Origin of the sequence: Acidovorax sp. T1 (assembly GCF_002176815.1) — a bacterium.
GTDB lineage: Bacteria > Pseudomonadota > Gammaproteobacteria > Burkholderiales > Burkholderiaceae_C > Acidovorax.
Map to the genome: position 1 here is coordinate 54,504 of NZ_CP021649.1, position 21,843 is coordinate 76,346.

At 61.0% G+C, this 21,843-nt stretch carries 22 protein-coding genes; 6 read left to right on the plus strand and 16 right to left on the minus strand.

Annotated elements, in window-relative coordinates; translation table 11 throughout:
- Window positions 1-31: 31 nt before the first annotated feature.
- From CCX87_RS19270 to CCX87_RS19295, 6 genes are all read right to left on the minus strand, one after another.
- Window positions 32-1,222 carry a GIY-YIG nuclease family protein gene (locus CCX87_RS19270; protein WP_087748540.1) on the minus strand — a complete coding sequence of 397 codons (1,191 nt, stop codon included), beginning with the start codon at window positions 1,220-1,222 and terminating at the stop codon, window positions 32-34.
- Window positions 1,215-3,335 (minus strand): DEAD/DEAH box helicase, encoded by a 2,121-nt coding sequence (locus tag CCX87_RS19275; protein WP_087748541.1) that lies wholly within the window; start codon window positions 3,333-3,335, stop codon window positions 1,215-1,217. Before CCX87_RS19275 ends, CCX87_RS19270 begins: the two co-directional genes overlap by 8 nt.
- Complete coding sequence (locus tag CCX87_RS19280) at window positions 3,332-6,130, minus strand: DNA methyltransferase (protein WP_087748542.1); 2,799 nt, start codon at window positions 6,128-6,130, stop codon at window positions 3,332-3,334. Before CCX87_RS19280 ends, CCX87_RS19275 begins: the two co-directional genes overlap by 4 nt.
- 97 nt (window positions 6,131-6,227) lie before the next feature.
- On the minus strand, window positions 6,228-6,650 hold the full coding sequence (locus tag CCX87_RS19285; RefSeq protein ID WP_087748543.1) for a type II toxin-antitoxin system VapC family toxin: 423 nt from the start codon (window positions 6,648-6,650) through the stop codon (window positions 6,228-6,230).
- On the minus strand, window positions 6,647-6,901 hold the full coding sequence (locus CCX87_RS19290; RefSeq protein ID WP_087748584.1) for a FitA-like ribbon-helix-helix domain-containing protein: 255 nt from the start codon (window positions 6,899-6,901) through the stop codon (window positions 6,647-6,649). The genes CCX87_RS19285 and CCX87_RS19290 overlap by 4 nt, the downstream gene beginning before the upstream one ends.
- Before the next feature lie 96 nt (window positions 6,902-6,997).
- Window positions 6,998-7,984, minus strand: a complete 987-nt coding sequence (locus CCX87_RS19295; RefSeq protein ID WP_157667154.1) for a MobA/MobL family protein — start codon at window positions 7,982-7,984, stop codon at window positions 6,998-7,000.
- Between the two features lie 218 nt (window positions 7,985-8,202).
- Here CCX87_RS19295 and CCX87_RS19300 point away from each other — a divergent pair, with 218 nt between their 5' ends.
- Window positions 8,203-8,517, plus strand: a complete 315-nt coding sequence (locus tag CCX87_RS19300; protein ID WP_087748545.1) for a hypothetical protein — start codon at window positions 8,203-8,205, stop codon at window positions 8,515-8,517.
- Window positions 8,518-8,585: 68 nt separating this feature from the next.
- Here the strand turns inward: CCX87_RS19300 and CCX87_RS19305 are convergent, their stop codons facing one another.
- The gene (locus CCX87_RS19305; RefSeq protein WP_087748546.1) at window positions 8,586-10,007 is read right to left on the minus strand and encodes an AAA family ATPase; all 1,422 of its coding nucleotides are present in this window, start codon (window positions 10,005-10,007) and stop codon (window positions 8,586-8,588) included.
- 322 nt (window positions 10,008-10,329) lie between these two features.
- Window positions 10,330-10,656, minus strand: coding sequence for a helix-turn-helix domain-containing protein (locus CCX87_RS19310; protein WP_087748547.1), 327 nt, complete (start codon window positions 10,654-10,656; stop codon window positions 10,330-10,332).
- Between the two features lie 138 nt (window positions 10,657-10,794).
- On the opposite strand from CCX87_RS19310, the gene CCX87_RS19315 reads away from it, so the two are divergent.
- Complete coding sequence (locus tag CCX87_RS19315; protein ID WP_087748548.1) at window positions 10,795-11,067, plus strand: hypothetical protein; 273 nt, start codon at window positions 10,795-10,797, stop codon at window positions 11,065-11,067.
- Between the two features lie 47 nt (window positions 11,068-11,114).
- Window positions 11,115-12,233 carry a hypothetical protein gene (locus tag CCX87_RS19320; protein ID WP_087748549.1) on the plus strand — a complete coding sequence of 373 codons (1,119 nt, stop codon included), beginning with the start codon at window positions 11,115-11,117 and terminating at the stop codon, window positions 12,231-12,233.
- Between the two features lie 114 nt (window positions 12,234-12,347).
- Here CCX87_RS19320 and CCX87_RS19325 read toward each other — a convergent pair whose 3' ends face one another.
- The 3 genes from CCX87_RS19325 to CCX87_RS19335 all read right to left on the minus strand — a co-directional run bounded on the left by CCX87_RS19325 (window position 12,348) and on the right by CCX87_RS19335 (window position 15,124).
- Window positions 12,348-13,316, minus strand: coding sequence for a DNA-binding protein (locus CCX87_RS19325; RefSeq protein WP_087748550.1), 969 nt, complete (start codon window positions 13,314-13,316; stop codon window positions 12,348-12,350).
- A 108-nt stretch (window positions 13,317-13,424) separates the two neighbouring features.
- Window positions 13,425-14,144 (minus strand): hypothetical protein, encoded by a 720-nt coding sequence (locus CCX87_RS19330; protein ID WP_087748551.1) that lies wholly within the window; start codon window positions 14,142-14,144, stop codon window positions 13,425-13,427.
- Window positions 14,141-15,124, minus strand: a complete 984-nt coding sequence (locus tag CCX87_RS19335) for a hypothetical protein (RefSeq protein ID WP_087748552.1) — start codon at window positions 15,122-15,124, stop codon at window positions 14,141-14,143. Before CCX87_RS19335 ends, CCX87_RS19330 begins: the two co-directional genes overlap by 4 nt.
- 167 nt (window positions 15,125-15,291) lie before the next feature.
- Between CCX87_RS19335 and CCX87_RS21000 the strand changes: the two genes are divergently transcribed.
- The 3 genes from CCX87_RS21000 (at window position 15,292) to CCX87_RS19345 (ending at window position 16,814) form a co-directional block, all read left to right on the plus strand.
- Window positions 15,292-15,576 (plus strand): hypothetical protein, encoded by a 285-nt coding sequence (locus CCX87_RS21000; protein ID WP_143218403.1) that lies wholly within the window; start codon window positions 15,292-15,294, stop codon window positions 15,574-15,576.
- 597 nt (window positions 15,577-16,173) lie between these two features.
- Window positions 16,174-16,563 carry a hypothetical protein gene (locus tag CCX87_RS19340; RefSeq protein ID WP_087748553.1) on the plus strand — a complete coding sequence of 130 codons (390 nt, stop codon included), beginning with the start codon at window positions 16,174-16,176 and terminating at the stop codon, window positions 16,561-16,563.
- Complete coding sequence (locus CCX87_RS19345) at window positions 16,560-16,814, plus strand: pyocin activator PrtN family protein (RefSeq protein ID WP_198948151.1); 255 nt, start codon at window positions 16,560-16,562, stop codon at window positions 16,812-16,814. Before CCX87_RS19340 ends, CCX87_RS19345 begins: the two co-directional genes overlap by 4 nt.
- 129 nt (window positions 16,815-16,943) lie before the next feature.
- Here the strand turns inward: CCX87_RS19345 and CCX87_RS19350 are convergent, their stop codons facing one another.
- The 5 genes from CCX87_RS19350 to CCX87_RS19370 form a co-directional block, all read right to left on the minus strand.
- On the minus strand, window positions 16,944-18,719 hold the full coding sequence (locus CCX87_RS19350; protein ID WP_087748555.1) for an ATP-binding protein: 1,776 nt from the start codon (window positions 18,717-18,719) through the stop codon (window positions 16,944-16,946).
- Between the two features lie 6 nt (window positions 18,720-18,725).
- Window positions 18,726-19,757, minus strand: coding sequence for an SIR2 family protein (locus CCX87_RS19355; protein ID WP_198948152.1), 1,032 nt, complete (start codon window positions 19,755-19,757; stop codon window positions 18,726-18,728).
- A gap of 223 nt (window positions 19,758-19,980) precedes the next feature.
- Window positions 19,981-20,634: a DUF6088 family protein gene (locus tag CCX87_RS19360; RefSeq protein WP_087748556.1), complete on the minus strand. Its 654-nt coding sequence runs from the start codon at window positions 20,632-20,634 to the stop codon at window positions 19,981-19,983.
- Between the two features lie 110 nt (window positions 20,635-20,744).
- Window positions 20,745-21,254, minus strand: a complete 510-nt coding sequence (locus tag CCX87_RS19365) for a GNAT family N-acetyltransferase (protein WP_087748557.1) — start codon at window positions 21,252-21,254, stop codon at window positions 20,745-20,747.
- Window positions 21,251-21,532: a type II toxin-antitoxin system TacA family antitoxin gene (locus CCX87_RS19370; protein WP_087748558.1), complete on the minus strand. Its 282-nt coding sequence runs from the start codon at window positions 21,530-21,532 to the stop codon at window positions 21,251-21,253. The genes CCX87_RS19365 and CCX87_RS19370 overlap by 4 nt, the downstream gene beginning before the upstream one ends.
- Between the last annotated feature and the right edge of the window lie 311 nt (window positions 21,533-21,843).

A 21,843-nucleotide genomic window follows, 5' to 3' on the forward strand; every position in this document is an offset into this window, starting at 1 on the left:
TCAATGCACTGTTTATTTGCACAGTATAAATCTACTGTGCGCCATGAATCAGCCGAGCGGTGGTGAGGTCGTATGACACGCCGGTGATCGACCCGTCGCGAATGCACTGCACGGCCTCGTCGATCACATGCAGTGGCACCAGAAACCACTCCCTTGGTTTGACGGGACTCCCAAAGCGATCCTCTATCGTCAGGTCTAGCTGAGCCGCACCGAACAGGCGATGAAAGATGTTCTCGAGCCTTGTGCGGTTAAGGTTGTGCAACTTGTAGGTCGCGACGATGTCGACATCGGCCAGAAGGTAGGTGGCATCCTTGTCGGCAGCAGCGATGCGGGTCTCTACCTTGCCGCCGGTCACGCCGATCTTGTGAATCAACTCGCGGTGCTCGGCCACGAACGGATGAATGGACTTACTGCGCAGCACGTAGATCGTGCCGGACTCGATGTCGTCGGGCTCGGCTTCGCCACCGAACAAGGGGCCCATGTCTGGGTCGGAGAGGCGCCGGCCGGTCTCGTCCTTGTAGAGCGCCCGTTGCAACGAGCGGCGCAGCAGGTTGCTTTCGGTGCCGTTGGCGTAGATGACGCGCAAGCGCGCATCGCTTTCGCCGTTCGGGGCCTTGATCGTGTCGCCGACCTCGGCCACATAGGCAAGCTGGCCGCCCACGATGAAGTAATTGCCATTGAAAACGCTGGCATCGCGGCCAAAAGGAAGGGCCTTGCGCACGCCGGATTTCAGCTCGCGTTCCACCTGCTCAAACAGGGGTTGGAAACGTTCGAAGTCACCGCACGGCGTGCGGTCTGCCACCTCTTCAGCCGCGCGTTTCTCGACACTGGATCTGACGTGGCGAAGCACAGTGATGTCGCTGGCGTCCGTAGGCTCTGCGCTAATGCCCAGCTCGGCCAGCAGCGCATCCTCGTCCAAGGCATCGACATCAGTGTTGCCTACAACGGCGCCGCTCAGCAGCCCCGGGGCATCCAGCCCTGCCAGCAGCACTTGCGCTTCCGGCAACTTGCGCAACTGGTCCAGCCTCACAGCATACAGCCGCTCGAAGATGTCGCCACCCTCGCTATGCTGAGGTGCTCGCCCGTGGGTCTGGTGGAAGAGCAGGATGTCTTCAAAGCCCGCGATGATGCGTTCCTCGCGCGGCGTGTGGCTTGAGGCCTTGAGTGGTGTCGCGTCGACGCCCAGAGCGTCCAGCAGTTCGTCATCGTCCAGGTCAGCCATTGCTGGACTCCCCTTGCGCTTGCGCTGCCTTGGCCTGGGCGCGATATCGCGCGAAGGCTGCCACGCCCTCTGCCATGCGCTTCTCCCAGGCATCGGCCGAGTTGATGTCGGGCAGGCGACCACGCTCGTTCTTGAACTGCAAGGCCCGCTTTGACAGGTCGCGCGCTTCTTCCTCGGGGATGCTCACTTTCTTTGCCGCAATGGCGGCTTGAACCTGGCGCAGCGACTTCTCGTCCATCGCCTTGGCCAGCACGGAATAGGCGGCGTCAAACGGGTTGATGCTGTCGATCAGGTCGATGTCCAGATCGCGCACGTTGACGAACTTTCGCACGCCGTCCAGCAAGGCCGTGCTGCCCTGCACCGTGCTGCCGCTAGCGTCGGCCTGGGCCAAGGCCAGCTTCGCCTGCTGGGTGATGTTCATCGCGGCGATGGCGTGTTGCCGAATGGCTTCCTGGTCGGCCTCGCTCAGCTCAGGATACCGCTCGCGCACGATCTTGCCCATGCGCAGCTGAGTCAGCTCTTCGGGTACGGTGTTTTCCTTGTCGAACAGGCCGCGCTCCAGCGCAGTCTTGTCCTGAAGGAAACTGGTCACCACCTCGTTCAAGTCTTCCTTGCAGATGCGGGTGGCCTCGGGCGTTTCGGGCTTGGCCAGGCCATTGATCTCGACGTGGTACTGGCCTGTGGCCTCGTTCACGCCGACGTTGGTTCGGCCTTCTTGGTAGCCCTCGCCGCCGTTGTAGACGAAGCCATCCTGAGCGCCCGCATTCTTGGGCGTGAACTCGTAGCGTGGCGCAAGCACCTGCTCCATCAGCAGGCTGGCAGAAATGGCCTTGAGCATGTCGTTCACGGCCTCGGTCACGGCGGATTGCTCGGCCGTCGGCTCGGCGATCAGGTTGGTGAAACGCGAACGCTCCTTGCCCTTGGCGTCTCGCGTCGCGCGGCCGATGATCTGCACGATCTCGGTCAGGCTGCTGCGGTAGCCAATGGTCAACGCGTGTTCGCACCAGATCCAGTCGAAGCCTTCCTTGGCCATGCCCAGCGCGATGATCACATCCACATGGTCGCGGTTGTCCTTTTGCGCCGGGTCTTTCAGCGCGCCCAGCACCCGCGTGCGCTTGGCTGCGTCGCTGTCATCGACCAGGTCTGCCACCTTCAGCACGCGGCCCTCTTTGGTCTGAACCAAATGAAAACCGGTGACGGGATCAACGCCTGTCCAGGTGCCCAGGCCGTGCATGATCTCGTCGACTTCGCGTTGCTTGTCCTTCAGGCTCTCGCGCGCATTGACGTTGGGGATGTGGACGATGGTCTTCAGCGCCGGGTCCAACACCTTGGTCACGGCATCCACATACGGCCCGGTATAGAAGAAGTAGCCGATGTCCAGCGACTTGAGCCACTGGTAGCCGTTGAGCTGTTCGTAGTAGGTATAGGTGATGGTCTCGAACCGCGACTCATCCGCCGGACCCAGCACCGCTTCGCTGTCGCCACGGAAGTAGGAGCCAGTCATCGCCACCAGGTGCACTTTGTCGCGGGCGATGAAAGCGCCCAACTGGCTGCCCAGCACGTTGTCCGGGTTGCTGGAAACGTGGTGAAACTCGTCAATGGCGATCAGCCGGTTGTCAAAAGCCGCAATGCCCATCTCTTCCACCGCAAAGCGGAAGGTTGCATGCGTACAGACCAGCACCTTGTCGCTGCTGGCCAAGAACTGGCGCACCGCATCCACCTTGGACTTGGCCGCACGGGGCTCGTCGCCACCAGGCGCGTTGCACAGGTTCCATTGCGGGGCCACCTGCCAGTCCCAGTAGAAGCCGAAACGTGTCAGGGCTTCGTCCGCAAAGCTGCCGCCGATGGACCGCTCAGGCACCACCACGATGGCCTGCTTCAGCCCTTGGTTATGCAACTTGTCCAGCGCAATGAACATCAGCGCGCGGGACTTGCCCGAGGCCGGCGGCGATTTGATCAGCAGGTACTGCTCACCGCGCTTGGCATATGCGCGCTCTTGCATGGCGCGCATGCCCAGCTCGTTCGCCTTGCTGGATGCGCCTGTCCGCGCAGTGGAGATGGACACCGAGGGCACGGTGTAGGCGTTGGTCGGGTTATTAGGCTGATCGCTCATGATGTTTGCTTTCTTCCCTTGACTGCCTTTGCAGCCGGCGCGGCCCTCTCGGCAGCGGTCATCTTGGTGTAAATCTCAAATAGCTTCTCCAGCCGCTCGGTATCGTTCTTGAATCGGCGGCCGATGTAGATGCGCTCGAGTACCTCGTCATTTCGCTCGTGGGCGTGGCGCAGGTTGTCCGGCATGGTGTCCGGGTCGTACAACTCTGCGATGGTTGCAGGAAAATGAGCCTCACGGGCTAGCAAGATAGCCTCAGCACAATCGGTCAACTCTGCCTTGTTTTTCTCAGTAAGCACCGGGACTGGGAAGGTGTTCCAACCCAGGGTATTGGAATATGAGTAGCGCATTTCAAGACGACCACAGACTGTACCAATCCAGACCAAGTGCAGTTTCGAAACTATAAGGGCGAGCGCCCACAATTCACCGGAGGGCCCGTAAAACGCCTTGTTAGTTGGAATCGTTCCCTGAGAAGCCAGCCCGGCCGGAAAGTATTCCCTGTTTTCCGAACTAACTATTGGAACGAACAATTTTTTCTTCTCGTCGCCCTTGAATTCCCTGAACTGATGGGGGCGCGTTGCTAACTTATTGACGGCCTTGTCTGTGGTTTCAAGCCTATCCTTTTTTACAGATTCAATCCGGCTCGCGATGGCAGGAAATGATAGAGCATCATTTTTCTCCGCATCAGAAATCCATAAACAATATCGATAAGTGCCGTTAATAAATTGATCGGAGCCGATGAACTCGCGTATGTATCTAGAAGGCACTCCTGATGCCAGCAAATCGTTCGCCTCGTCGGAATTCAGCATTAGCCCTGCAGATTTTGAATAGTAAACGCCATATTCAAGAGCTACACCCGTGCGCGATGGCCTGCGCTGAGCCTCAACGATATCCACTTGATGCGATGTAAGGTAGGGGTTAATGTGATCCACCACAGCCTTTGATTCGCCAGTAAATATGGTGCGAACCCCGCCTTTTCGGCTATCGAGGCTGACCACAATCACGGTTACACCCGCTTTGCCACTCGCGAGATTGCTCCACTTAAATGGTGTATGAGCAAATCGAATGGAGTAGCCCATTGACAAGATAGCTTTCCAAGTGATGGGGACTTGTTGTCCTTGGCATAGGCTATTGGTTGCCACAAATGCAAACGGCGCTTCGCAATGCCGGCCATACTGAGCAGCCTTCAGAAACCAGGCGCCGACATAGTCAACATTTTTCCACTGGCTAGTCAAGCCAGAGAATACAAACTCAAGATCGCTTTTCTGCTCAACCGATTGTTTTCTAGTTCCGGTGAAAGGGGGGTTTCCGCAAATGTAGGTCTCACCACCTTCATTTTCAAAATCGATTTTATTGTCACTCAATGGATAATTGATCAGATCATCCGAAACAATCTTGACTTCCACCCCTGATGGCGGACAAACACTTAACCAATCCAGTCGAAGAGAGTTTCCGCAAACAATCCAGTTCTGCGCATCCAGCGGCAAAAATTCGGCTACAGCGTCCATCTGCCCGCGGTACATCACATCACACTGGAATTCAGCAATAATTAGCGCGAGGCGCGCTATTTCTGCTGGAAAGTCCCGAAGCTCAATGCCACGGAAGTTGGTCAGTGGAATTTCGCTTCCTAGATGCAGCTCGCCCCTGCGGCGATTAATCTCGGCCTCTATCTCGCGCATCTGCTTGTAGGCGATGACCAAGAAGTTGCCCGAGCCGCAGGCCGGGTCGAATACGCGAATGCGCGCCATGCGCTTTCGCAGATTCAGCAGCTTGCGCTCGTTGTCGCCCGCCTCGGCCAAGGCGGTGCGCAGATCGTCCAGAAACAGCGGATTCAACACCTTCAGAATGTTGGGCACGCTGGTGTAGTGCATGCCCAGCGCGCCGCGCTCTTCGTCGTCGGCCACGGCTTGGATCATGCTGCCGAAGATGTCGGGGTTGATCTCGCGCCAGTTCAAGGCCCCGGCATGCAGCAAGTAGGTGCGTGCCATGCGCGTGAAACGCGGCACCTCGGTGCTTCCGGAGAACAGGCCGCCGTTCACGTATGGGAATTGGTCAGCCCATAGTCGAAGTCCCGCCGCCGCTCGGTGCCGGTTGTCGAGCTTGCCGTTATGCCGGGTCGACACGTTCATTGCGCGGAAGATTTCGGACAGAACCTCGTGGGTATTACTGCCATCGCTGGCACTCATCTTGTCCACGGTTCGGGTGAACAGGCCGGTGTCGCTAAAGATGCTGGTGTCTTCCGCAAAAAAGCAGAACACCAAGCGCGCCATGAAGTGGTTCATGTCGCTGCGGCGCTCATCCGTGGCCCAGGCCGGGTTCTCGCGCAGCAGTTCGACGTAGAGCTTGTTCAGGCGCCCCGTGGCGCGCACGTCGATGGGGTTGTCCTTGATCTCCTTGATAGTGGAGATGCCGGCCAGCGGCAGCAGGAAACCGAAGTGGTTCGGGAAGTCTGGAAAGGCGCTAGCAATGGTTTCGCCGCTGGCCAGTTCTTCGGCTTCCAGGGTCTGGCCATCAGTGGCGAGGATGAACTTGGCCTTGGCCTTCGTCGTGGCCGGGCTGGCGCGCAGCGCCTTGAGCGTGTCGCCCACGGTGCCGGCCGCACACACCGCGAGGTGGATGTTGTTGCGCAGCAGCACGCCGCCAGCCACGTCCGAGGCATTGTTGTTGCCCGTACGCAGGCGCTTGAGCGTGGTGTCCTTGTTGCCGAAGGCGGCCAGAAACGTGAACGGGAATTCCGCTGCGTCAAAAGGTTGGAGAGCCAGTTCTGAAATGGCTTGTTCGATTTCTACTGCGTTCATGGGCTGACACGGTCCAGACTCCGCCCTAGCGGAACGGGCGCGGCTTCAGCCGCGATAAAAAAGTACGGGAGCGAACTCCGCATGGGCCTGCGCATGGTTACACCTGAGCCCATGGGTTGATGACGGTGACGCCCGCCGCCTCGAACGGGCTGGTGTCTCGGGTCGCGACAGCGAAACCGTTGGCCGCGGCGATCGCTGCGATGTAGCCATCAGCCGTGGCAACGGCCAAGCCAGCGCTGCGGGCCTTCGCCATCAGCGCCGCATAGGCCTGGGTGCAGGCCAAGTCAAAGGGCAGCACGCGGCCGGCGAACAATGGCAGCACGCGCTTTTCCAAGTTCTCTTGCAGGCCTGCGCGCCGCTTGCCGGCCGGCAGCAGGGCGACACCCGCTCGCAGTTCCGCCACCGTGATGGCGGAGAGGAACAAGGTCTCCATGGCTTGGGCGTCGATCCACTCGATCACCCGCGGCTCGGGAGTGTGCCGGAGCGGCTCCGACATCACATTGGTGTCGAGCAGGATCATTCGAAGCTCACCGGGCGTGCAGGCGTCTTGTCGCGCACCTGCTCGAACACCGCGAATTCTTCATCGCTCAGCTTGGCTTGACGGCCCATGTCGGCCAGGAGAGAACCCAGCTTCACGCGCCCCTTGGGGCTGATCGCTGACTCCAAAATCTCGCGCACCTCGGCCTCCATGCTCTGGCCGTGCTGGGCAGCACGGACGCGCAGAGCACGGTGCACTTCCTCGGAAAGGTTGCGAACTGTCAGCATGGCCATGGCGATCTCCTCGAATGCATTCGATGCATGCATTCTACAGTCACGCATTCAACCCCGGCATAGGGGGTCGCCCTGAACCTTGGAACGCCCCCGAGTTCAGCGTCCTGGACGTCGCCGGGCCGGCCGCTGGCCGTTCCAGGTGGTGCCCGGTTCCGGGCTCGCCTCCAGGCCTCCAGGCTTCGCCTGACGCGCAGAAACCCCGCCCTTGAGCATCTTCGGCTGAGCGCGGCGTCGCCACAGCAGCAAGTCGGACGTTTGGTCGTCGACAACATGTACCTGGCGCCGGTCATCTGGCTTTGGATCGGTCCGCGCAGCCAAGCGCGCCTTCATCCGTATCAGCTTGCCCATCTGCTCGTCGAGGGCTTCCAGCCGCGCATTCCGCCGTCGCAAACGCGCATTGAGGCTGGCTCGCCCTCGGGCTGCAGCACCATTGAGGCCGACGTGGACAGTGGGCAGCCTTTGAAACCCTCTGACCTTGAAGCTGCGGTGATCAACACGCGCATTGGAGCCCTTGCGGGCAAGCGCGGTGTTCACCGCGTCCTGCCAGCGTGGCCGCAACCAGGACACGGAATCCGCTGCGCCATGTCGCTTGCACGCGATGGGGTCGAGCCGCTCGGCTTTTTTGCCGAGCCCGCCGTCGGCATCGACAGTGCATGCGGTCAGGAGCAAGTGCGCGTGAAAATTTCGGTCATCACCATCGCGGGATGGCGCGTGCAGGGCGCAGTCCACGCCGACACCAAACTCCTGCGCGATTTCCTTGGAAAAGCCGAAGGCCAACGCAGCGCGCTCCTCGGCATCCAGTTCGTTGGGAAGCGCGAGCACAACTTCGCGCGCGAGCACGGCATCACGCCGGCGGTGGTGCAGCTCCAGGTCATTCCAGAACCTTTCGCGATCGTGCACAAGCCGGCCGCCCGGCAAGTGGATGCGCGCATCGAGCACGCCCTTGCGGCGGCGGTAATCAAAGACCTGGCCGGTGCGTTGATCGGTGATCAATGCGCCGGCGCGATAGGCCGCCGCAGCTGTCGCAGATCGGCCGCTGGCGCGAGCAATGGGCGGGCGAGCGCTCAAATGAAAAATTGCCACTGCAGTTCCTCCGGGGTGTCGGGGCGCAGCCCTGACCGCACGTATTCCTGCAGCGCAGGAATACTCTAAGTGCGCCCTTCGGGGAGGTCGTTCGCGACCACCATCCAAGAGTCATTCGCAATATGGGCGAAATGATCGGGGGTAATCAGGATCGCGCAGCCCCACAGCTGGCTTGCCAATAAATACACTGTACTGAGCAAACGTATCCGAGTGGCGCTATGACACCCAACAACATCCAGTCGATTGACATCAAACTGCAGCAGCTCAAAAACCGCCGCGCCCTGTTGCTCGCGCAGCATGGTGCCACTGAGCGAAAACGCATCACGCGCCAGGCCGTGATCATTGGCAAATGGGTCATGGCCAAGCGGCCAGAGCTCGTGACCGAGATCACCGGCATGCTGGAGCGCGACCAGGATCGCGCCGTGTTCAAAATGCCACCCGCGGCAGCTGCAGGCCAGGTGGCTCCCGGCATTTCCCATGTGGACATCCAACTGCCTTTGGATGACGACGCCGAGCCCACCACCATCAGCTGACCCGCAGAGGTACCGTGTCCACAGCCTGGACGCAACTGCAAGGGCGCCGGATCCCGGCACCTGGCGCATCAGCTGTGCACAAACCCCATCGCTGCGCGTCGGGCCGGCTGGCGTTCATCCATGCGCAGCGCCGGCCAGTCTTCTTCGACGAGATGGCTGCGTCCTGCCATCACGGCACGCGCGAACGCGATTTCCGCAGCGTGCTTGATGGCCCGCGGGCTCATGTCTCCGATCTGCCCGCTCAACGCTGCGGGCAGATCGGCTGAAAACTGCACTCGCATCTTGCGGATCAGCTCCGCCAGGATCTGCCGGGCGACGTTCATCAGTTGCCCTGCGGACGGCGGCGAGATTTCGAAAACCAACATGCGCGAGCGCAGCGCCGCCGGGATCTCATCGGCATTGTTGGCCGTCGCGATGAGCCTGAGGTGACTGGCATCGAAGATCAAATCGGGCAGCGATTGATCAACGAAAAACTTCGACGTGTGCTCCTCCAGGAGCGAATAAAGCGGCCCGAGCCCGCTGTATCCGGTCGTGTGGGCCTTATCGATTTCGTCCAGCACGATCAGGCCATTCGCGACCGGATCATGACCGGCACGCCCCCAGGCGATGAACTCGAAAACCTGACCCGGCGAGGAGTTCGACCAGAAGGTACTCGATCCAGAAATCGAGCTGCCATTTGTCTCAGCCGCCATCGAAACGAACAACGGCGGCGGCGTTCCCAGCAAGGCCGCCAATGCATTGGCGAAGGTGGTTTTGCCAATCCCGGGTCCACCCACCAGAAGGATGGGCGCCAGCCGGTGCGGCAATCCCTGCGCGCACAGTGTGATGTGCGGGCGGATGGCCGTCTCGATCACCTGCACGAAGCTGGGGAAGCTCTCCACCAGTGCGTCCAGGCGCTGCAGCCAATCAGCGGGCGGTGGCGCCATCGGCCGGCTGATGCCGCTGAGCGCCAGGCGCTCCAGTGTCTGCGCAATTCGTCGGCCGGCTTCGCCATCGCGGCCTTTGATGCGCTGCTCGAGCTGTTCTGCGTTCTCTGCGAACTTGAAGACGTCGATCGGCTCAAGAGCGCGCGGGCCGGTGACCAGCCCCAGCAGGTCGAGACCGCCGTCCACGTCAGGCAGGTCGAAGTCCGGGACCTCACTCCTGGCCGGCTGAGTGTGGTCGCGCAGTTCGGCTGCCAGGCGGCGGTTGTGCAGTTCCTGCAGGGACTCGGCCAAACTGCTGAGGGTTGCATGCTCGAGATCGCCGCGTCGCGGAGAGAAGTCGAACATCACATGCAAGACACCGTCCACGCTCACGCAGCTGACGGCTGCCCGACGGGGCTGCCTGCGCCCCAGGATAAGGGCAAACGTGCGCAGGAAGATTTCGCTCAGGCGACGGCCATCGCGCGACAACCCAGGATCGAGCCGAACGCTCATCCAGTCGGGGCATTGAAACAGCGGCAGCAACTCGGCCACGCCGACAGTGGTTTCAAACAGATTTTCAGTCATACATAACGCTCAGTTGGGGCGAACGAAGTCCGCGATGACGCCGACATCCAGTACGGCGCGCCAACTGAGGAATGGGTGACCTATCGTCTCGCTATGCCCACGAAATCTGGCCGGCCACGCTCACGCACCACCTGCTGAGGCGATGAGGTTCGTGCGTCGAAGAACTGGGGCATGTGGTGTGCAAGGCAGAAAACGCGGGATGCCGCTGAATCGGGTGCGAGCCATAACGGCAAACACTGTCACTGTAGCGGCACACCTATCGTCCGTACAAGAAAAAACTGGCCGGCTGGCCGGCCGGTGAAGGCGGCAATGCGACCTCTGGTCACCTGGCCGGCTCGTCACCCTCGGTGCCTTGGAGGAGCTCCTTGTAGGCTCGTTCGAACTCTCGAGACAGCACGGGCAGGCTGCATCCCAGAGCAGCGGCAATCTTGACCGCGCCGACAAAATTGGGAACCGTCCGGCCGTTCTCGATAGACGACATGTTCGAACGACCGATGGCAGCCGCCAGTCCAACGGATTCTTGCGACAAACCCTTGGCTGTCCGCAGCAACACAACCGCCTGGCCAAAGGCCTTTGCAATCGTCGGGTCGGTCGATTTGGAGCCAACGGGCCGGCCCCTGGGGATGACTTTTTTGCTTGCTGTTGCCATGCCATAAGGGTTGCTTTACGTATGTATAAAAACCACACTTAATTAAATACATCGGTGATAGAGTCGGTGCAAATACTGGCCGGCCGGAGATTCAGTCACCGGGACCGCTGCGGAAACATCCCTCACCACCGATCACTGATGACCCCATCCTTCCGGACTGACCTGAAAACCTCTGTGGCCCTTCTCTCGATGGGCTTGCTGATGAATGGCGCCGCACTGGCGCAGACCGCTCAGATGCCGCACAAGACGTCCGCACACGTCGCAACACCTCATCCCGTCGCGGCCGCCGTGTCGGCAGGCGCGTCCCAGCGCGACCTCGAGGCCCGAGCAGCGGCAGCCGCACAGAAGGACACGGACCCGCACCTCAACGGATCGGTCCGGGACGTTCCGCAGGTCAGTTCAACGAAATAGTTCGTCACCCCGCTCACCACTTGTTCAACCACTGTGGGAGCACGTCCGTGATCGCATCGATTCTTCTCATCGCCTACGCCACCGCGTCCGTCGCGCTGGCCTTCTGGATCCGCCGCGCGGTCAAACTGCGGCTGGACTGGTCCGACCCGCGCATGCGGTCGCCCGTCTTTTCGGGGCATGTGCGCAGCACCGGTGGCGAAGGTGCCCTTGGGGCCGCTGACGCGGCCAGCACAGCGGTGCTGAGTTCAGCCTCTCCGAACGCGGTCATGCTGTTCGTGATCGTCGTCGCCGGCCTCATCGGCGGCGTCGTCGGCGCTGGTGTGTTGCCCGCCCTGATGGGCGGCATCGGGCAGCCCGGGTGGGCAGGCATGGTGGCGCTGGTCGTCGCGATGCTCGCATGGGCCTGGATCGGCGGCTGCCTTGCGCTGCCCGTGCTGGCCCTGGTCTTCAGCCTGGCGCCCATCCTGGCCGGCTTGGCGGTGATCGGGTTCATCGGCATGATGCTCGGGCAGACATTCGGCTCCGGTCACCCCGGCCTGTTCTCGTCAACCGGAACATGGCAAGCAGGCTTCGGCGCGCGGATGGACTACAACCTCTGCGCGGCGGGAACCGCGATGATCGCGCTGGGCAATCCGCTGGAAATCGCGCGGCGGTGCAAACAGAAAGTCGTCGGCCCTCATCCTGTTGAAGGCCGATTCGCTGGCGTCTACAGCTGCCGGCCGGGCCAGAGCGTGGCGGCCATCGTGGATGTTCGCCCCTTCGGCCCCTACAGGGACGGCCTGAAGGACGCCGAGTTCAGCTTCGGCGATCGGCCGGAGGCAGCGTTTCCGAACGGGGCGTTCGCGGGCTTTGTCCGCCCCAGCGGCACCACAGGCGAGTTCCGATCTGACGAACTCAAATGGACGCAGAAGCCCACAGCCGGCTGGGGCAAACCGGATCAACTGTCTATCGGCGCGCTGCCCTCTGGCGGCATCAGCGTGCGGCTGATGAACACGTCCTGCGCCGTGCTACAGGCCAAGCGCTGCGAGCCCGCCGAGCCGGGCCGCGTGCCCACCTGCGAACGAGAGTTTGCGCAGTTGGGCATCAAACTCTACAAGCCAGGCACGTTCAAGGAACTGAGCCAGATGATCGCCGACCAAGAAGCCCGGCAGAAGGCCGGCCGCTGAAACGCTCGGCTCGCGGTCAAAAGCCAACCTCTTACCGGCGCCACACCGCGATGGTGGCAACGGCATCCGGGCCAAGTCGGTGACACACTGACCAGCGCGGATCGCCGCCGGATATCAGACGGTGCCGCGCAGTTCGCGCGGTGTGGGGGCAACCTCCTCGCCGTCACGGTCACTGGCGTGCTTATCGTCTTTGGCAACGGCCTTGCGCGCGGCCTCCCGCAGCTGCACGATCTCGGACAGCTGGACCAAGCAACGCGCTTCCAAGGCTGACCCCGCGGTGGACAGCCTCAAGATCTCCTGCTGCAGCGCGCGCTCCGTGGCCAGCGCCTTTTCCTGCTGTTCCTGCAGACGCAGCAGTTGAGCTTCGAGCTTGGTCTCACGCAAAGCGGTTTGGCACGCCCGGTCTAACTGGGCCTCGGCTCGCTCGTCTGCCACGGCGGCGGCCGTCCTGGCCTCGGCCACTTGGTCGGCACTGCTCTTCGCCGTTTGCCGGGCTGTCTCCAGCTCTTCCTTCAGACCCGGCACCTGCGCCAGGTCAATCGACTTCCGCACCAGCTCCTGACGAAGCTCTTCCGCCTGAGCTCGTTCAGACGCGGCACGTTTATTGGCCTCATCGATCGCCGCAGCGTGCTCCGCTTTCAGCTTTTCCAGTGCCCCGGCCCGCTCCAACAGCTGTCCCTGTTGCTGCTGCACCTGGGTCTGCGCCGTGCTCAGCTCACTCTCTCGTTCGGCCAGTCGACATGCCATCGCCTCGATTTCGGCGGCCAGTTGAACCACTGTTTCTTCCGCATCTGCAGCGCGCATGTTGGCATCGTTCGACGCCTGATTCGAGATCGCCACGTACTGGGCACGGAACCGCTGGATGATGACGGGGTCGAGGGGGATATCGTCAGCAGCGCTCGCCGCGCAAAGCTCCCTCCAATACTGCACCCCCCGCAACACGGTGGTGTAGGAGCCGCCGCCCATCCGCTCACGAACGGAACGGGTGGTGGGCTTCAGCCCCTCCTTCACCATGGCATCGCAGACGGCAGCAACGGCCGCGTCGGCAGCAACGACCGCGTCGGTCAGGTCGAGTTTCATCATGATTTCATTCCTTCATTTCTTCGGTTGGTAACAGGTAGCGTTACGGTGCGTTATCGCGTGTAGCGTTATGCAGCGTTATCAAGTGGGCGTTACGGGCAGCGCCGTTGGCTACGGCTCGGTGCCCCACCATGTCGGGGTGATGTGCACAGGTGGCCCGGGCGGTGCGGCCATGTGCTCGGGGCCCAGATGCGACGGCCAGGCTTGCAGTTGTTGCCCGGGCAATAGCTCGACTTGGGGATGCAGGATGTCGATGCCGGAGAAGCAGGCTGCACCCCCCTTTGCACCGTGCCGATAGACCTCCAGCGCGCGTTCCCGGCGTCCGATCAGGACCGCGTTGACTCCATTGAAACCACCCAACCCAGCCGGGTAGCCGATCGAGGGGCGATGGTCCTCAAAGGCCTTCATGAAATCGCGCCGAGCGAATGAGACGCTGCCTGGATCCCGGACCAGCCGGATCACTGAGTGCCATCCCCCGATCACCTCGATGGAAAAGTGGATGGCGGCGTGCTCGAAGACAACGAAGAAGTTGCGGTCTGCACACGCCAGGGCTGCCTCCCTGACCATCAGCCAGGCACCCGAGATGCCGCCGAACCGAGAGCGGTCCAGCTCCTGGCGAATGGCGGCCATGCTGGGCGCGAAGGGCGAAGTCAAGGCATGGTTGTCGAAGGCCCCACGGAGTTCGAAGGGCTGACAGACAGCGAACGCCTCGTACCACTTCGCCATTTCCAAGGCGCCGACCTCCTTCCCGGTGCGCTCCGCGACCTCACACAGACATTCGGTCACCACACGCACGACCGATGGCGACGGTTTGACGGTCATGCGGTTCATGCTGCGCTCCCTTCGATCGTCTGCACCGATGGCGCTTCAGCATCGATCACGTCGGCCTCGTACCGTGCTGCCACGGCTGCGGCGTTTTCTGCTGTGCGCTGGGCCGCAGGCTTGAGCATGCTGATCCGCGGGCCGTTGTCTGAACGGGCCTCGCTGGCCAGGCCCAGGATGCGATCGGTGGTCTTGCAGATGACCTCGAGCGTGTCGAGCCTGCGGGTGCTTTTGGCCGTGCGCCCTTGGTAAAAGGGGTCCTGCGCAGCATGGCTGATGGCGCGACAGATCAACGCTGCGCTGACACCTTCGTCCAACCGGGCCTGGATGACGCTTCTGCGGGCCTTCAACAAGTGCTCATCGGGACGCGCCGTTGCCTGCTTCCAGTGCTCAAAGATCACCAGAACAGGATCGACCTCGCCCACCGGTTGGCCGTCCTCCTTTGTGCCTGTGTCCTGGTCGACATGAGACGAAAAAGTACCTGTTGAGGAGGGGAGCCGGGAGCCGTCTGACGATGTGCTTCTGTCCCTCTCCCTCTCATGTGTCTTTTCATCTACCTTATGTTCTGACTCTTCGGTCATCTCATATGGCTGAGCCGCGGCTGGGCCGTGGCCCGCGCCCGAAGGCAAACCCACTGCAGCAGCGGCCTGCCTGCGGGCAACGCCCACCAGCGCGCGCTCGCGTTGCTTTTCTGAGCTGCGGTCGGTCTTCTTCTTGCTGTCCCATGCCTGCAAGGCCCACCCGCCGAACTCAGGGTGATGCCAGCGGCCATCGCTGGCCAGGTACCAGTCGCACAGGACTTCGGGACGAATGACCATCCAGCCGGCGACATCCCGTCCGAAGCCCGCCATCGCCGCCAGTTGCGTGTCGTTGTCCGGCAGCGTCATGGCGGGCTGCTGTCGCCAGGCCTGGGCCATCAGCAGCACCAGGGCCCGGAATGGCTCCGGGTTGGCAGCCAGCGCGAGCAGGTGCCCGGTGAAGTAGTCCATGCGGACAGGCGCCCAGGGGTACGTGGCCAAGTTGACTTGCGCAGGAACCAGCGGCTCATCTTGCTCCGCGGCCGGCCCGCTGGCCGCGCTTGTTTCTGATTTACTCAGTCTCATCGATTCCCAAATATGTGGTGGCCTGAATCGGCCGTAACTTTGATGGGAATGAAATGGGTAATCTGGTTCAGGGCGCCCACTTCAAATCCCGCGAAGGAGACGAATGGCAGAAACCCCGGACCACCGAAAACAATGGCAGACCCCACGCTGGTAAGGAACACGGATTTCAAACATTCGCCATCGAAACGCCTTCTTCTTCGGCGATCGATGGAGAAAGTTTGCCGGATGTGACACCAATTGGCACGCAGGCCAATTCGGCGAAAGTTACATCTGATAATTCAGGCTCGGAAATAGTTTTTGAACTACTCGATAAACCATCGATTCACGTCATGACGTGAATAACAGGTCAAATCAAACGTTCAAACGTTTAATAACTTGCCAGCCAAATGAGCCGCTTGGTGCCTCGCAACAAATGAAACAAAATGCAACCGATTGGAAAAGGCGAAACAGCAGAAGACGTTTGTTGACGAGCGAAGCGCTCACCTGTCCCTCGACCCACAGCGTCGCGGCACACCATCTGACCGAGCGGCGCAGCGCCGCCACGACTCCTGCCGGCGGTCGACTCAGCGCCTCCGGCACGCGTTGCTTAAAAGCATCAACTCAGAGGAAACCGGCACGCGGATTTCTTGACCCAAGGTGCGATGTATCCAGATACTGACGACGTCCCTGAGCGAAAAAGAGTCTGATGCGGCGTATGGGTGCACGGGATCGCAGCAGGCAGTGACGGGACTTCATAAAGTGCACTGACGACATCAGAGGTAGCCCTCTGATCCACGACGGAGCCCAGGAACAAGTTCTCTTGGGGCAGTGGACGGTCGGACATCTGTAGATCCGGTTCGTATCCCCCAATTCTGGGTAAGGGGATCAGGAGCGCAAAGTTGCGACGAACGGTGACCCGGTTCTTTCCCCTTGGGGAAATCGAACCTTGGATCACCATGCACGATTGCCAGAAATCCGGCAGCCTCACCGGCTATGCCCTCACCGCCCTACAGTTCCCCGTCTGCGAATCGTGCGACAACTCGGTGCCCGAGTCACCTCGCCAGGGCTTCATCGCGCCTGAGAAAACACGCGCTGAAAACCTTCAGGCCGAGGTGGAGCGTCGCCTCGAATGGACGCTGAGCCGGCTGCTCGACCACTCCATCGGTGGCGTCGACCACCACAACGAGGCGCAGTTCAATCTGCTCGCACAGTTCCACGGACAACTTCTGCTGCTGGACGAAAAGGCGCGCGAAGTCGGGGGCCCTGACCACCAAGAAAAGCTGTTCGCACGCGCATCCGTCACCTTCACGCTGATGAACGCAGCACTGCCGGAGGTGGCACTGTGAACACCGCATTCGCACTCATGGCCGTCTTTGATGGCCCCACCGTGTCGCTGGATCGCATCTGCGTCGACTACCTCGGGCTCAGCAGGCAGGAGGCCATGCGGCAGGCGGCACAAGGCGAACTGCCTCTTCCGGTGTTCCGGCTCAACAAGTCCCAGAAGGCGCCCTACGTCATCCATGTCAGCGACTTGGCGAAGCTGATCGACAAGGCCAGGGAGCAGGCTGAGGAGACGTGGAAGCGATGCCAAGTGTGAGTGGGCGGGGCTGCGCAGCAGAAATGCGATTGCGGCCGCTCAGGGCAACACCGTGAACTCACGGCTCCCCAAAAACGGCCACTTCACGCAAGGGAGTTTGCAGATGCACGCACCTTGGTTGAAATGCAGTCAAGAGGCAGCCGGCGACAGAGTCTGCATGGTCTGCTTTCGCCAGCCATCAACGGCAATCGCCAAACCACCGACAGCCTTATCGGATGTCCAGCGCTCCCAGAATTCCACAGTGCCGCTGTTAGGTCGGTGCTCCGGCATTGAAACTCGGATCCGCGTCGGCAGTAGGCTGGCATCTCCGACAACCAGCGCCTCACCAGTGTCAAGCACCGGCAGCAGATCCCCGAATCCCGCCAGACTATCCGGCAACAGCCTGCGCACAACCGACTGGTCGTCGCCATTGGTGAGACGCATGGCCACAAGGTTGTTGCACTGACTCAGGACCGTACGGTTGACCTCTGAGGGCCGCTGGCTGATGACAACCAGCCCGACTCCGTACTTGCGCCCTTCCTTTGCGATCCGCTCAAAGATTTCGACGGAAATCTCTCCCGCCCCGCCCGCCTGTTGTCGCTCGGGGATATAGAGGTGCGCTTCGTCACAGAAAATGGCGATGGGGTGGCGCATCGAGGCTTCGGTCCACTGCTGTACAGAGAAAGCGAGCTTCGCAACCAAGCTCACCATCAGCGGCAGTACGTCCGACGGAACTTCGGAAAAGTCGATGACTTTTACTCCCCCTCCGCCGTCGTTCTGATCGACCGAGCCGGCCAGCAAAGCCCTCACCAGCCGATCGAGCCAATCAAATGCATGCGTTTCACCGGCGCCTTGAAAAAGGAAGCCCAGTCTCCGGTCTGTACGCTTGTTCTCCAGCCGCTGGATCATCCGGCTTAACTTGCCGTTGAACTCGCCAGCCTTCTCAGAGCCAGCACGTGCGCCTGGCACCATCTCTTCGTTCAGCACGCTCAGATCATCGATGACCGCAGTGAGGTCAAAGGGGATCGGGCTGTCGATCGTGAAGTTGTCGAGTACGTCTTGGCGGCCCTGAGCCTCAAGATACTTCTGTTTGGCTGCGAGGATGGCTCGTGACATAACCATCGATTGGTTCGGGGCGTTCTGGTCGGACCGCTCGACAAACATCGACGTCATAGCTTCATAGCCAAGCAGCCAGTACGGCAGGAAGATCACGCCATTCTCGAGTGCCTCCTTGCCACCAAGATCGGCCGGCCCTGCAATGCGGAAATGTCGGAAACCCTTCGAGGCCAACGGGGCGTACTCGCCGTGGATATCAAAAACAATCGCATTTGCGTTCGGAAGGGCTGCAACCTGCTCGAGGATTCTGGCCGTCGTCCAGGATTTTCCAGAACCGGTGCTTCCCACGACGACTGCATGCCGCTGGAAGAACTTGTTGCCGTTCAGGAAGGCGTCAGCGCTTTCGTCAAGGGTGTAGTGGCCGAGCGTGAGTTTCTGTCCGTCGCCAGAAATGTTGGCGATGACGCGCATAAAGGCGGTCAGCCGCGCTCCTTCGAGAGCGAAGCAGTTGGCATCGATCTCTGGCACTGTCTCTAACGTGCGCAAGAAGACGTTGTTGCGCTGACCAACTTTATCCATGAGGGTGCCAATGAGTGCGATGCGCACTACGTTGAGCTCCATGGCTTGATCGCCATCCAGGGCGTCCTCAGTGTCCACGGAACTCGCTTTACCATCGACCGCCGTACGCGTGATCTTCTGGATGATGCCTATCAGGTGCTGGCCAGCACGGCTGCTTTGCAACACCGCCAAGCGATTGACCTGTAGCTTGCGCAGTCGCTCGACATCGTCCACAGCGATAACCACCGTTGCGGTATCGACCGACCGGACACGTCCGAGCGATTCGCCGTCTTTGTAATCAAGAATGCTCATAGGTACTTACCCAGCTACAAGTGGAAGGAAGTGGTCAAGGCGCCAAAAGGACTCACCGGGCAGTTCCAGGCCATCCGGCACTTCGTGGCTGAACATGCGCGTGCCTTTTGGGGACTCCTCAAGTGCGACGTAACGACTACAGCGTCCGCTCTTGAGAAAGCGATGCGCCGTGAGGCTGATTTCCTTGGTGATGAGTACCAACGGGACCTCCGGCCGCGTACAGCGCTCCATCATCAACGGCTGCAGGTGGTCGTCATTGAAGCCGTATCCGATGCACAGGAAGGCGCTGGCACGGGCGACTGCATCGTCGGCGCTATGCATTGCACTGCGGAAAGGCTCCTCGTGCGTGCGTCGATATTTTTCTGTGCCAGGGGTGACGATCACGGGGGTGAAGCCGCTGGGCACCGCCGCCAAAGGCGGTAGCGCAACGATGGAACCATCGCTGCCGCTAAACCAGCCCAGAGAGCCATGAACTTTCCAGACGTTTACCGTCCGCGCCGGCCGCCGTCCCAGATTGATCCGAGGCACATCGACGGCTCGTGTGCCGAACATGCCGAAGGTGAAACCCGTGTAGGCGCAATAGCCTGCCGCCTCTGCAGCGTACTCAGCAAGACGGTCGTAGTTGGGAGTCACGACCTGAAGCTCCATGGCAGTGCTGCGCAGCAGATGCTGGAAGAGCTGGCTTAACGGCAGCAAGCGCCGGTCGGCCAGTACCTGCTCGAATATCCGAAAGTCCGCTGTGTTAAGGAACTGCCAGGTGGTGTGCACGATGTGCTCGAGCACTTCGGGTGTCACGTTGACGCCGGTCAGCGCTGACTCGAGGTCCATCTTTTGGACCTTGTCCAGGAAATCACGCCATCCCGCGAGATGCGGTTCGGTTTGGCAGGTGGCAGGCAAGATCGACGCCGCAAGGTGCTTGCCCAACGGATCCATACCTGGAATGCCATGCGCTGCGGATGCACCGCTGCCCAACACGATGACCGGTAATTTTCCGGTGCAGTCCTGTAAAAGCGACTGCATTGAATCCATTTCCTTCATTGTTTGCACTCCCTGCCCAGCATTTTTACCCAAAGCAAGAGCGCATCTGAATACCGCTGCTCAGTTTCCCAAAACACAGGGGCAGCTTGCAGCACCAAAGCTGCCACCGTATCGGGTGCAGAAGCCACTCGCGATCAATGGTCGATGGTCGATGGTTGCAGATCCAGGCGGATGCTCTGTGCGACACGGACCGTAGCCGGCCGTCTCGAAATCCTTGAACGGATCAAACACCCTGCTTGCGCTCCCGCAGGTAGTTCACGAGCAACGTCGCCATGTCGTCCTTGGTCAGCTTACCTGCACGCTTGAGGGCGACCAGCAGCTCCTGCACCGGGCCAGAATGCACGTCGTCTCCGGCCAAGCGGGTCAGGGTCTCGGCCCATTGATCGGCGGCCGTCGGCATATAGCGGACCCCATGAAAGGCCGCAAGCCAGCGCACATAGCGGCCCACATCGGTGGTCGGGAACGGGGCCATGCCACTCGGCTTCCTTCTGGTTGCCGTGAAGGCCCTGCGATTGCGATCATTGACATATTGCACGGCGCCATGGCCCAGAACCAGCTTGCGGGAGACACGACGATCGCCCGTATCCAGCACCAGCGTGCCATCCCCGCCGTCGATCACCCGGGCCTTGAGCTTGTGCGCCACCTCGCGCCCCAGCGTCTCGGCATCCACCGCCGGCGTCACCTCATGCGTGGATTCGTCCCGGCGGGCCTTGGCATAGACGCCTGCGCCCAAGCGAAGCAACTCCCCGTCGTGCTGAAGCGTCTTCAGAGCTTGCGAAACCTGCGATGCGCTGCCCAGGGGCACGAGCTCGGCGCGCAGCACGACGTGGCCAGAGCGACGTTGAATCGACTGACGCATGCGGTCGGCGAGCTTCATCGTGGAACCCATGCACCTGTCTTACGGGTTGAGTGGCCTCGGTTTGACCCGACGAATGCCCAAGCTCACGGCTGGCAATCAAGAGAACGATGCCCTGTCGCTGGCCTGACTCAGGGAATCGCCGACATGGGCAGGAACATGGGCGAAGGCGCGGGGCTCTTGTCGCCCTCCAGCGGCACAAAGCCCAGCTTCTGATAGAAGCCGAACGCCCCAGCGTCGGCATCCAGGTACAAGCCGTAACTCCCGATGCTCTGCGCCCCCACCTTCACGATGTCCAGCGCATGGTTCATGAGCTGCAAGCCAAGACCCTGGCCTGCATCGGCATGGTGAACCCCGAGCATGATCAAGCGGACACAGGGAATGGTTTTGGGGAGACCGCCACGCTGCAGGGCGCCCAGCGCCGACAGTGCAATGGTGTGGCTGGCGATCGTGAAGAAGCCGGCGAATCGCTGCGTGGCCCCATCCTCCTCCAGCAGTGCGTAGGCCACGCTCAAGCCCTGTTTGACCTGCTTCTTGAGCGAGTCCTTGACGAACTTGTTGATGACGGCGTGCTGGCAATCGAACTGGTTGTAGCCCCCATACTTCGCCCCCGGATCGAAGCGAGTGATGAAAAAACTCATTCACGCACTTTCAAGCGGGGCGTGCGGCGCAGTTCCTTCATGGCCTCGGTCGGAGCACCCGGCGTCTGCAGCACGCTGGCCAACTGCGCCTGCCCCTGCACCGAGAGCTGGATGGAGGTGTGGTCGAGCAGGATCGCACGCGCCTTTTCCATGGCGGTCGACAGCATGAAGGACGACAGGTCCATGCCGCCAAGGACGGCGGCCTTGCTCAGCAGCTCCTTGGCTTCCTTGGTGGTCTTGAGCTCCATGCGAGCATCTTTGAGTGCGAGCGCGCCCATGTCGGTTCTCCTAGTACAGACAACAGATCATACGGATATCAGCCGTATAGTCAAGTCAGCCATGGGCATGCTGGACTGGCATCCCCGCCGACGCTTCAGGCGCTGACGACGTTCTGGAGAAAGTGCAACTCGGCCCCAAGCTCAAGCGCTTTTCTGCACTTTCCGTGCAACGAAAATGCAACGACTCCAAAAGAATCGCTGCAACACGTTGATTCGTCTATGATTTTTTAAGGCGCCGTCCAGTCCATCATCGGGGCGACGGACATGCGCCAGGGGCTAAGTGGTTGATTGGATTGGGTAGTTTTCAAACA

Excerpts from the sequence above, each read along its gene's own strand:
- CCX87_RS19340 (WP_087748553.1), top strand. The coding sequence starts at position 16,174 with ATGCACGATTGCCAGAAATCCGGCAGCCTCACCGGCTATGCCCTCACC.
- CCX87_RS19365 (WP_087748557.1), bottom strand. The coding sequence starts at position 21,254 with ATGAGTTTTTTCATCACTCGCTTCGATCCGGGGGCGAAGTATGGGGGC.
- CCX87_RS19355 (WP_198948152.1), bottom strand. The coding sequence starts at position 19,757 with ATGAAGGAAATGGATTCAATGCAGTCGCTTTTACAGGACTGCACCGGA.
- CCX87_RS19310 (WP_087748547.1), bottom strand. The coding sequence starts at position 10,656 with ATGGCAACAGCAAGCAAAAAAGTCATCCCCAGGGGCCGGCCCGTTGGC.
- CCX87_RS19350 (WP_087748555.1), bottom strand. The coding sequence starts at position 18,719 with ATGAGCATTCTTGATTACAAAGACGGCGAATCGCTCGGACGTGTCCGG.
- CCX87_RS19330 (WP_087748551.1), bottom strand. The coding sequence starts at position 14,144 with ATGAACCGCATGACCGTCAAACCGTCGCCATCGGTCGTGCGTGTGGTG.
- CCX87_RS19335 (WP_087748552.1), bottom strand. The coding sequence starts at position 15,124 with ATGGACTACTTCACCGGGCACCTGCTCGCGCTGGCTGCCAACCCGGAG.
- CCX87_RS19305 (WP_087748546.1), bottom strand. The coding sequence starts at position 10,007 with ATGACTGAAAATCTGTTTGAAACCACTGTCGGCGTGGCCGAGTTGCTG.
- CCX87_RS19360 (WP_087748556.1), bottom strand. The coding sequence starts at position 20,634 with ATGAAGCTCGCCGACCGCATGCGTCAGTCGATTCAACGTCGCTCTGGC.
- CCX87_RS19270 (WP_087748540.1), bottom strand. The coding sequence starts at position 1,222 with ATGGCTGACCTGGACGATGACGAACTGCTGGACGCTCTGGGCGTCGAC.
- CCX87_RS19285 (WP_087748543.1), bottom strand. The coding sequence starts at position 6,650 with ATGATCCTGCTCGACACCAATGTGATGTCGGAGCCGCTCCGGCACACT.
- CCX87_RS19290 (WP_087748584.1), bottom strand. The coding sequence starts at position 6,901 with ATGGCCATGCTGACAGTTCGCAACCTTTCCGAGGAAGTGCACCGTGCT.
- CCX87_RS19300 (WP_087748545.1), top strand. The coding sequence starts at position 8,203 with ATGACACCCAACAACATCCAGTCGATTGACATCAAACTGCAGCAGCTC.
- CCX87_RS19370 (WP_087748558.1), bottom strand. The coding sequence starts at position 21,532 with ATGGGCGCGCTCGCACTCAAAGATGCTCGCATGGAGCTCAAGACCACC.
- CCX87_RS19275 (WP_087748541.1), bottom strand. The coding sequence starts at position 3,335 with ATGAGCGATCAGCCTAATAACCCGACCAACGCCTACACCGTGCCCTCG.
- CCX87_RS19325 (WP_087748550.1), bottom strand. The coding sequence starts at position 13,316 with ATGATGAAACTCGACCTGACCGACGCGGTCGTTGCTGCCGACGCGGCC.
- CCX87_RS21000 (WP_143218403.1), top strand. The coding sequence starts at position 15,292 with ATGGGTAATCTGGTTCAGGGCGCCCACTTCAAATCCCGCGAAGGAGAC.
- CCX87_RS19280 (WP_087748542.1), bottom strand. The coding sequence starts at position 6,130 with ATGAACGCAGTAGAAATCGAACAAGCCATTTCAGAACTGGCTCTCCAA.
- CCX87_RS19315 (WP_087748548.1), top strand. The coding sequence starts at position 10,795 with ATGACCCCATCCTTCCGGACTGACCTGAAAACCTCTGTGGCCCTTCTC.